This window comes from bacterium, assembly GCA_040755795.1.
Taxonomy (GTDB): Bacteria; UBA9089; CG2-30-40-21; order CG2-30-40-21; family SBAY01; genus JBFLXS01.
In genome coordinates, this window is sequence record JBFLXS010000110.1 from 1 (window position 1) to 10699 (window position 10699).

Annotated in this window: 10 protein-coding genes; 3 read left to right on the top strand and 7 right to left on the bottom strand. The window is 36.1% G+C overall.

Annotated features, from left to right (window positions below; genetic code table 11):
* Positions 1-354: 354 nt before the first annotated feature.
* The 3 genes from AB1414_08810 to AB1414_08820 all read left to right on the top strand — a co-directional run bounded on the left by AB1414_08810 (position 355) and on the right by AB1414_08820 (position 3729).
* Positions 355-1209: a VanZ family protein gene (locus AB1414_08810; GenBank protein ID MEW6607539.1), complete on the top strand. Its 855-nt coding sequence runs from the start codon at positions 355-357 to the stop codon at positions 1207-1209.
* Positions 1210-1216: 7 nt separating this feature from the next.
* Positions 1217-2506 (top strand): putative O-glycosylation ligase, exosortase A system-associated, encoded by a 1290-nt coding sequence (locus AB1414_08815; protein MEW6607540.1) that lies wholly within the window; start codon positions 1217-1219, stop codon positions 2504-2506.
* Positions 2507-2706: 200 nt separating this feature from the next.
* On the top strand, positions 2707-3729 hold the full coding sequence (locus AB1414_08820; protein MEW6607541.1) for a hypothetical protein: 1023 nt from the start codon (positions 2707-2709) through the stop codon (positions 3727-3729).
* Between the two features lie 58 nt (positions 3730-3787).
* Here AB1414_08820 and AB1414_08825 read toward each other — a convergent pair whose 3' ends face one another.
* From AB1414_08825 to AB1414_08855, 7 genes are all read right to left on the bottom strand, one after another.
* Entirely contained in the window at positions 3788-6241 is a 2454-nt protein-coding gene (locus tag AB1414_08825) for a hypothetical protein (GenBank protein MEW6607542.1), read from the bottom strand.
* A 78-nt stretch (positions 6242-6319) separates the two neighbouring features.
* Positions 6320-6418 carry a GxxExxY protein gene (locus tag AB1414_08830; protein MEW6607543.1) on the bottom strand — a complete coding sequence of 33 codons (99 nt, stop codon included), beginning with the start codon at positions 6416-6418 and terminating at the stop codon, positions 6320-6322.
* 70 nt (positions 6419-6488) lie between these two features.
* Positions 6489-7259, bottom strand: a complete 771-nt coding sequence (locus tag AB1414_08835; protein ID MEW6607544.1) for a biotin--[acetyl-CoA-carboxylase] ligase — start codon at positions 7257-7259, stop codon at positions 6489-6491.
* A 391-nt stretch (positions 7260-7650) separates the two neighbouring features.
* Positions 7651-7782: a hypothetical protein gene (locus AB1414_08840; protein MEW6607545.1), complete on the bottom strand. Its 132-nt coding sequence runs from the start codon at positions 7780-7782 to the stop codon at positions 7651-7653.
* 546 nt (positions 7783-8328) lie between these two features.
* The gene (locus tag AB1414_08845) at positions 8329-8928 is read right to left on the bottom strand and encodes an HAD family phosphatase (protein ID MEW6607546.1); all 600 of its coding nucleotides are present in this window, start codon (positions 8926-8928) and stop codon (positions 8329-8331) included.
* 142 nt (positions 8929-9070) lie between these two features.
* Positions 9071-9748 (bottom strand): HAD family phosphatase, encoded by a 678-nt coding sequence (locus tag AB1414_08850; protein ID MEW6607547.1) that lies wholly within the window; start codon positions 9746-9748, stop codon positions 9071-9073.
* Positions 9749-10014: 266 nt separating this feature from the next.
* Positions 10015-10452 carry a methylated-DNA--[protein]-cysteine S-methyltransferase gene (locus tag AB1414_08855; protein ID MEW6607548.1) on the bottom strand — a complete coding sequence of 146 codons (438 nt, stop codon included), beginning with the start codon at positions 10450-10452 and terminating at the stop codon, positions 10015-10017.
* Positions 10453-10699: the final 247 nt, after the last annotated feature.

Consider the following 10699-nt stretch of genomic DNA (forward strand, 5'->3'; position numbering starts at 1 on the left):
AAATAAGGTGTAGAGTTATAGAGATAAGTCGTAGAGTCTTTTCTTAAGTAAAAAAATAAAAAAAAGCTTGACACTTTACATAACAGACACAGAGACGCAGAGAAAAAATTAAAAACTATTTACCAGAGACTTCATTCCATCTCTGATTTTCATTAGAGCAAGCTTTTGAGGACCGACATCTCATGATTGATTAACAATTTGGTTTTGATGTCCTATGTAGGACAATGATTACCTCAATAATCTTTTCTGTTATCTGATTTATTTCTCTGTTCCTCTGCGTCTCTGCGGTAAATTACCACCTGAACGGTTACACATTTTTTTAATATGAACCAGATACTTAAAAAAAATTTTCCATTGATTCTATTCGTTATATTTGTAATTTATCTCTTTTATGCAACCCTTTACCCTTTTAATTTCTCTTTCCAGGAAGATAATATTCTTTATAATCTTAACCGGATAAATATTATCCCTTTCAGTTGTTGGGGTGGCAGAGAAATTTCATGGTCGGATGTCGTCAGTAATCTTCTTCTTTTTATTCCTTATGGTTTCTTACTAAACTGGGAATTACAAAATAGAAACATTGGAAAACTTAAATCTAAATTAATATGTATCATTTCTGCTTTTTTACTTAGTTCGACATTGGAATTTTTACAATTGTTTTCTTTGAGAAGAAGAACCGGAATAACGGATATTGTCAATAACACGATTGGGAGCTGGATAGGTTGTGTTTTAAGTAATGATTTTTTAGTTTCTTTTAAAGATAAACTCTTTCATCAAATAAATCTACTCCGTCGTGAAAATCCTTTGCTTGTTTATTTAGGTTTATATAGTTTATTAATCATGCTTGTATTTATCTATCCCTTCGATATATCTATTGCGAGGGAGAATATATACTATGCGATTAAGAATTTTAACCTGACGCCTTTTTACTACCGGGGACATCTTAATATTTCTTTTAGTGAAAATGGGATTAATATAATTTTATTTATCATCTTTGGTTTTCTTGTTTATGTTTCACTCAGAAAATATTACTCGAAAATATTAACGCTATTTATCACCATATTCATAGGATTTTGTCTGGCAACCTTAATTGAATTTACTCAGATAATTATACCGACCAGAGTTCCAGATATAACTGATATTATTTTCTATGTGATGGGAACTTTACTCGGCGACCTGCTCGCTTTTATAACTTTATACAAAAAATAGGAAAATTATGAAATATAAATCAACTTTCCTTTTAACTTTTGCTATTCTTTCAGGAATAATTATAGGCATTGCCATTTTATTTCGTCCTGATATGTATGTTCTTGCTGGTAGTTGCCTCGCCATAATCAGTCTAATACTCATCTTTATTCGGCCATATTTTGGTATTATTATTTATTATGCGACTCTTTTTATGCTCCCGGATGAATTAGCAGGAACGCCTGTTCCATTGATAATATGTCTAATCACAACCTTATTTTGCCTTAAAGATGTTATTAGAACTCGAGAATATAAATTTATCTTTGGGAAACAGAGTTATTTACTATCAGGATTATGGTTAATGATGGTAGTATCGGTGGTTTTTGCCTACGAAAAAAGCCATTGTTGGAAACCATTATTAAGTTTTAGTAAAACATTTATATTTTATTTCGTAACAATTAATCTTATAAGGACAAAGAAAGATTTTAAAATACTACTCTGGGCAATCGCAGTTATCTTTGGCATTTTAGCCTTAAAGTGTGATATGCATTGTTTTCTATTTGGACCCGGACGCGTTGCCGGTGCTGGAGGTGATAATAATCATTTTGCATTAGCATTAATAATGGCATTACCTTTTAGTATTTATCTATTCCTTTCAGAAAATCTACTCCTAAAAAAACTCCTTTCAGGAATAATCTCATTGTGTATCATTGCCACGGTTATTCTTACTTTTTCAAGAGGTGGTTTTGTTGGATTAATTGGGGTATTAAGTTTAATATTTTTAAAGGCAAGAAATAAGGCATTGGCTCTTTATGGAATTGCATTTTTAGTTCTATTGTTCATAGTTTCAATACCTTCAGGATATATAGAAAGACTAAACACTATCTTAGAGTATCAGAAAGATGATTCTGCTATGGGAAGGATATACGCCTGGAGGGCAGGTGGACAGATGATATGGGAGCGACCACTAATAGGAATAGGATTGGGTAATTTCGCTCCATTAGCCCATACCTATGATTCTCGATTAGATAAATCCATGGAGGCACATAACTCATTTATCCATTTAGCAGGTGAGTGTGGTTTGATTTCATTATTACTCTTTATTATGTTAATATCTACTTCGATGATAGATTCATATAGAATTAGAAGAAAGATAGATGAAAGATTTTCTAAGACAATAGTTCCTGCTTGTAAAATAATAGAGGTAAGCCTTGGTGGATATGTATTAGCGGGTAGTTTTCTAAGTGAGGCAAATTTTGAACTTGTTTATCTTTTATTTGCATTGAGTGTGATACTTAAACGATTATACCAGAATACATAATATTCATCTCCTCTAAGGTAGCGAAGGTCGATATATTCCTCAAGAATATAAAAAGTTACAAGGGAAGATGTTTAAATATAAAATTTTCACTTCCTGCTTAAAAATGGGGGTGAAGAAAATTTATCTGTTGAAAAAAAACAATAAAATCAACGGTAAATTTATCCGAGAGCGTTGGGCTCAAATTAAAAGGAGGTATGAAGATGAAAAAGAACACAATAAATATCTTAACGGCGTTGATAGTAAGTCTGTTTTTTATTGGATTAACTACCACACCGTCAAATGCCACAGGGTGGCCAGATTTGAAAGTATCAAAGGTGAAAAGACCAGAAGGCGTAAATCAACCACTTCCACCACTTCCACCCGTGCCAACAAAGGTAGTGATGAGTGACCCAGATGGCGATTCACAATTATTGAATTTCAACAATCCCTCCGGGGCAGTTATTCCTGGCATTGGAACCCCCACTGTAGATGTTGTTCAACTTGAGGCAGGGATAGGAATAAGTATGGGAAGTCCTGCGGTAACAGTTCGACTCACATTTAACCAATGGACAAATATATCTACAGTTGTTGGATGTATTGGTCTTGATACAGACCAGAATCGGTACACAGGATGGCCTTTCTGGAAGTATCCTGAAATTGAGGTAGGGTTTGACTATATGATGAACCTCTTAAGTCTTCCTACTGTTTCGATTTACGATGTGAATGGGACCCTGATGGGACAACTAACCGCGGTTCTGGGAACACAGACCATTGAAGTTACTATCCCATTATGGATGCTTGGTGGTGATGATGGGATAATGGATTTAGAAATGGTATTGGGAATTTTGGATTTTCCAACAGATCTGGCGCCACCTCCAGATGCCTATGGTGCTCACTCAATACCAACTAATCCTGTGCTCAGAATGTTTAGTAACAAGGAAGTGTATACAACTGGTGATACACTGAATGCCAATGTTAAGGTACTTAATAACGGACCTACAATGACGGTTGATGTCCACATTTATGTCCAGGGATTTCATCCCTCTCCAGTATGGGGACAGGTGCCACTCATTGTCCTTAATAATGTAACTATTCCCACAGGATTTAATACGACCGTGCCGGTGATAAGTTACCCTATTACACCTACTTCACCAAAAGGTATTACAAAATTAGGGGCAAGAATCTGTGACCCAATCACAGGTGATATTTTGAGTGATGGTTCTAAGTTAATCGTTATCCCGTAGATGACGAATTCTCTCTCGTCTGTTCAGTGGTTATTTAAATAACCACTGAACAGCGGGATTAAAAATTCCCTTCAACTAACCCCTTAAATATCCCAAATTCTAATTGATATACCTTCAATAATTCCTCATCCGGAATAATACTCTCAGATATACCCATTTTTGCGTCAGTAAATCTATCCGCAAAGGATAAAACCAGTAAAGTTCCCGTTCCTACTTTAACGCTCACACCAATTGTCTGATTCTCCGGGGTAAAGAAAATAGGATTGCCACCTTCAATAATGGCTGAATTTACCTCTGATGGATAATACTTATTAAATGGTTGGGCATAGAGATGCGATGAGTAGATGGATTGATTAATCTTTACGCCAAAGGCAGAAAGAAGTGAATTAGCGGTAGAACTACCGTTAGACGGACTATCCAGAAGCAATATTTTCCCACCAGAATGGAGATAATCTTTAATCCGGGATATATCCTTTGATGTAAAGTTCTTTTTAGGTTTGATGATGACTACGACTTCAGGTTTTTCCTTTTTAATATCTTCGCAGACTATTGGAAAATACCCAAGTCGTAATACCCATTGATAAAACATCTCAAAACTGCAGTTGTTATCCTGAACAAACCCTTTAATTGGGAGATTAAGGTCAGAATGTTTTGACTCAAAACAAATCTGAATTGGTTTAGTGTGAGGTTTTGGTAATGGATAATTTAATTTATTGAGGAAGGTAAAACCGGCCATCCCTAAAGCGGTCATAAAGATTATCAGAGGCAAAGTTTGGATATTGAATTTAGAAATAAATAGTCCAAAGACGAATAATCCTATTCCTGAAATCAAGAATAAGTAGTTTAACCAGCCCAGAAAATTTTCTCTATTTAACCAATTTAGTGTGCCCAAGAGTAATTCAGGTTTGCCTGGAATAAATGCCGAGAAGTTGGAGAAGCAGGTTGAATCTGTAAATCCGACCACCCGACCCTTGCCATATTTTACCCCAATTGTTTGAATAAAAGTCCCAAAATCCATCTTCGTGCTATCTATAACCTGGGGATAAAAATTACTGCTTGAATAATCAATATCTAAAGACTTTAAGCCAGAAGATAAAATGACATTTTCTAAAGAATAATCTTTTGGCTCAACAGAACTGGAAGTGGCAAAGAGAAAACAAGGCATATTTTGAACGATAGGATGAGGTAGAAGTTTTGGAGGATAATATACTTGCTCGAATTTTTTCTCAATATCAAATAGGCAATCATACCGAAAATAAAAACCAAATCTTTTTGCTATTGGATTAAGATAACAAGAAGAGCCAAAGACATTGGTATGCTCTCCTAATAAAAATAACCCACCGCCAGCCTTAACAAATTCTACAATTGCCTCTATCTCCTTATCTAAAAACATAGATGTAGGAATCTTCAAAACCAGAATATCATAATTATTTAATAATTTAGATGTTATTGAACCAAAATTGCGGTCCACTTTATAATAATAACTCAAATAGTCTGCTATACAGTAATAATTATAACCTGATTCCTGTCCATACCAGGTTGTGTCGTATTTTCTGGTGGACTTTTCCCAATCGCTATGTGCCTCATCTATGAGAATTCTTCCTTGCCCGGGGATACCAGGGTCATGAAATCCAAAATAACCAATGATAAATAACATCCCCAGACTGATTAAAACTAATCCTTTTATTTTTAAGGGGTTAAATGGTGGAGGGGTTATTTTAAGCTTAAAAAACCGACATAATAAAAATAGATAAGGAATGAAGCTAAGTGTAATGATTGTTGGATTCCAAAAGAGAAAAACCTTATCTGCTTCCTCTTCATCAGGCACAAAATACTCCAGATAAAGAAATATCAATATCATTAAGATATACCTGAATATGAGGTAAAGCACGGTGGTGATGGTAAAAAGTCCGGTGGTTATCCAGAATCTTCTGGAGGTAGAAAAGAGCCGAAGTAATATTATCCCTCCAATTAAAAGATTTAAGGCAGGAAAAACGCCCAGTTTATCCCAGGTGGTAGGAAATTCATAGAGTTTCCGCATTGTCTCAATAAAAATAGTATCTTGACTTAAACTCACCGGCAGGGTGAAAAACTTTAGTATCTGGTAAAGGACAGGGGTGAAAACAGGACATTGCTGGCATTTAGCCGTAAAACACATATAAGGATGCCCAATAACACTCTGAATACTCAAAAGTAACCCCACTAACCATAAACTACAAACTAATGGCGCCAATCTGCGAAAAGGAAGTAGTAAGAAACTTAAACCTAAAACTGCTGGCCCTAAATTATAAGGGAAAGGCAATATAAGACAGGCAATTAATAATGGCAGGCAAAAAAAAGGGTAGCGTTTATCAATATTCTCAAGTTTTACCTGTCGCAAACCAAATAAAAGAGAAATAATGGCTAATCCAATTAAAATAAAAGTCCCAAAATAATTAGTTTTAATATAAAGGGATGAAGAGAAAAGCCAGCTTGTTGAAATTAAAATCATGCAAAACCAGATACCAAACATTTTTTTACCTCCACTGAACTGCCGTAACTATTCACCGCAGAGATGCGGAGACACAGAGAAAAAATTAAAATCTATTGGCTATACGCTTAATTCCATTTCTAATAGACCTGGACCTAATGTCTTATGTATTTCAATTGCTGCACCAATAATTTTTTCTGTTATCTGATTTATTTCCATGTTTTCTCTGTTCCTCTGCGTCTCTGCGGTGAATTACTATCTGAACGGTTACAATTTGAAAATGCTCTTATCATACCATTACCTCTCCAGCGGTAATTATTTCTGTCTCTCCATTTTCTAATTCCACTAAAAGTCTTCCTTGTTCATCAATTGACACCGCAGAGCCTTCTATTGATTTATCTGGTAATTGAACCGTTATGTGTCTGCCCACGATTGAGGATAACTGGTTGATTTCATTTAAAAAAGGAGCGAGATTTTGCACCTTCTTGAATTTAAGATAATCTTTTTCCATACCTTCCAATATCTTTGCTAAAATTTCTATTATCGGAATTTCTTTTCCCAATGCATCTTTAAGTGATGTTGCCTTTGATGGAAGTGTTTGAGAATCCACATTGACATTAATCCCTACCCCGACAATAATATATCTAACCGCAACTTCAACCGTTGAGCTTTCTGTCAATATTCCACCTACTTTTTTATTATTGAGATACAGGTCATTAGGCCATTTGATAAGGATATTAAGGTTAGTCATTTCTTTGATTGCCCGGGCAATACTCAAGGCAACTAAAATCGTCAATCCAGAAGCTTGATTTATGCTCCTTAAGGTTGGTGTGAGGACCAAAGAAAACCACAAACCTCCTTTTGGGGAGAGCCATGTTTTTGATGGTTGTCCTCTGCCTTCAGTCTGGATTTCGGCAATAACTAAAGTTCCTTCAGGTGCACCAAAAGCGGCTAATGAATGAGCAATATCCTGAGTTGAACCTACCTCGTCAAATGTATGTATCTGGCGACCGAAAATTTTACTCACAAGATTTTCTTTAATCTCTTGTGCCTGCCACATAAGTTTTCGCTCCTTTCCCCTGAAAATCGGGACTCGGGACTCGGGGTTCGGGACTCGGGAAGACTGGTAGCCGCAGGTCATGCCCGTTTCCCCTGAAAATAGCGAATTAGTGAATTAGAGATTAGCGAATTAGTATAGTATCCACAGACTCGTATCCTATGGTGTAGAACAGATATTCCCCCTTAATAAAGGGGGTTAGGGGGTTGTTCTTTCATTATTTTCATCCCCCTTTGTGAGCCGCAGGCTCATGCCCGTTTTCCCTGAAAATAAGGAAGTAGAAAGTAGAGAGTAGAGAGTAAAGAAAACATCACTTCTCACGCCTATCTCCTTACTTCCCACCTTCTATCTTCTATCCGCGAATATCCGCATCATCAGCGTCATCAGCGTGCTATTATTTTTCATCGTCATTTGTGCCCTGCAGGGGCATGAGAGTTTCCCCTGAAAATAGGAAGTAGAAAGTAGAGAGAAGAAAGTAGAAAGTAAAGAAAACATCACTCTTCACGCCTATCTCCTTACCTCCCACCTTCTATCTCCTACCACTATTTTCATCGTCCTTTGTGCCCCGCAGGGGCATGACGGTTTCTCCTGAAAATAGGAAGTAGAAAGTAAAAAGTAAAGGAAACATCACTCCTCACGTCCATCTCCTTACCTCCCACCTTCTATCTCCTACCTACTATTTTCATCCTCATTTGTGAACCCACGGTTCATGAGCGTTTCCCCTGAAAATAGCGAATTAGTGAATTAGAGATTAGCGAATTAGTATAGTATCCACAGACTCGTATCCTATGGTGTAGAACAGATATTCCCCCTTAATAAAGGGGGTTAGGGGGTTGTTCTTCCATTATTTTCATCCCCCTTTGTGAGCCTTGGCTCATGAGCGTTTCCCCTGAAAATACATCCGCAGATTTCGTAGATTACACAGATTTTAGAACGGTTCACTTTTGTTTGAAATCTTGCGGTTAGAAAATGAAGTTGAAATTCAAAATTAGAAATTAGTGGAAGAAATAAAAGCCCAATTTCTAATTTCCAATTTCAACTTTCCCCGCTGGCGAGGAGATTGCTTGATAGATTATCCTGACAGAGCACTCCATAAATCCATCTTAAGTTGGGATATGGATTGAAATAATATCACGTTCATCCCAATTTTACTTGCTGAGGCAATATGTTCTTTTATATCATCGATATAAATACATTTTTCTGCCTCAACATTTGCCCTTTTTAACGCCTCATAAAATATCTCTTTAGCCGGTTTACTAAATCCTACCTGATATGATAAAATATATTCATCTATCAAATTTAAGACATCAAATTTAGCCATAGCGAGTTCAAAGTGTATTTCGTTGGTATTTGACAATAAAAAGAGTTTATATCTACCTCTAAGACTCAATAATATCTCTTCAATCCCTTCATTTAGCCAGAAAATATCTTGCCAGATTTGTTTAAACCCTGTCAAGGAAATATTTAATTTAAGTCTATTTGATACCTTTTTAAAAAAATCCCTTGTTGAAATCTTTCCTTCATCATACAATCGCTCTAATCCTGAGGTAAATATTATCTCATAAACTTGTTGTGGTGAAAATCTGGATATTTGAGATAATTTTCTACAGATGATATTATGGTCAAAATTTAAGATGATATTGCCTAAGTCAAAGATTATTAATTTAATCATAGTTGTAATGTAACTATTCAGCCACAGATGGACATGGTTGAAACACGGAAAATCCGTGAACCGTGTCCGTAATTAGGCTGAAGGTTTTTCCTCCTGTTGTCCTCTGCCTTCTGCCCTCTGTATTTATCCGTGCTAATCCGTGTTAATCAGTGGCTGAATTTACGACTAAAGTAAATATTTTATCCACTTCTTCTAAACTATTTACGACCAAATCGGCACAAGAGAAATCCAGTCCTTGAGTAAACTGGTTTGGAACAGCGATACATTTCATTTTAGCCGCTTTTGCTGACATTACACCTGTTAGTGCATCTTCTAACACCAGGCACTCTTGCGGACTAATGTTTAATTTTTCTGCGGCTAATAAGTAAATATCAGGATTTGGCTTACCGTATTTGACCTCTTCTCCAGAAACAATTACTTCAAACTGCTCAACGATGCCTAATTTATTAACAATCAATTCAATAAATCGTCTTTTGGAAGATGAGGCAATGGCTTTCCTTATTCCGATTTCATTTAATAGATGAAGGAGCTTAAAAAATCCAGGCATAGGTTTTATATTTTGTGCCAGAAGTCTTGTGTAAATCTCTTCTCGCTCTTCTAAAAGCCTTATTGCTGGTTCCTCCAATTCCAGTTCTTCTTTGAATATCGTTAAACTTTCAATCGGGAGTCTTCCCATCAATTTTTGTTTAAGCGGTAGGGTAAAGCATTTACCTCTTTTTGCGGCTACTTGTTTCATTGCCTCAGAATATAAAGGCTCGGTATCAACCATTAGCCCATCCATATCAAAAATAACGGCTTTAATGGAGTAGTTTCTTTTCATTAGTTTCCCTGTCTGAAGTTTCACCATTTGTAAGCGTTCAGCCACAGAGGCACAGAGTTCACAGAGAATTAAGGAAATTAACCACAAATGCACACGAATTAACCTCTGATATCCCATAAATGTAGTGCGAATCTTTAGGTTCGCCTTTTGGCTTGCCAGAAGCGAGGCTAAAGCCTCATACTACAATTTATGTTCATTCGTAGTTATATATTCCCTCTGTGTTCTCTGTGACTCTGTGGCTATATCCTGAACGGTTACCACCCTTTTTAAGACCGATTATGTTCTAATCTGAGCAAGTTTTTCTTCATCTCTATTCCCCCTAAAAAACCACCTGATTTCCCATCACTTCGGATAACGCGGTGGCAGGGAATAATAATCGGAAGTGGATTTTTCTTTAATGCCTGTCCTACCGCCCGAAATGCCTTTGGACTACCTATCTTTTCTGCAATAAATTGATAACTCCTTACCTCACCATAAGGAATTGAACAGGTAACTTCCCAAACTTTATTTTCAAACGCAGTCGCTGACCGGACATCTATCGGATAGTCAAACTCTACTTTTTTACCTTCAAAGTAGTTCATTAGTGAGTTTTTTATCTTCTCAAAACATTTATCATCTCGAACTAAACCCTGCACCATTTTAAAGATATTTTTCTTATCAGGTTGAGGTAAAATAACACGAGTTAAACCAATATTACTCGCCATTAACCCCATCCAACCGAATTTAGTTTTAAAAATTGAATAAACCCTTTTTCCCATTCACAGATTATAAGGTATCATAAAATATCATCTTTGTCAATCTATTTTTTGTAAGCGTTCAGGTGGTGTAACAAAAGGAGATGTGGAGATTAAGGAGATAGGGAGATATTATTAAAAAAATTGAAATTAGTAGAAACTAATACTCGATATTCAAGTTTTTTTAAGATTAAGTGGTTTATCCTTTTTTAACCGC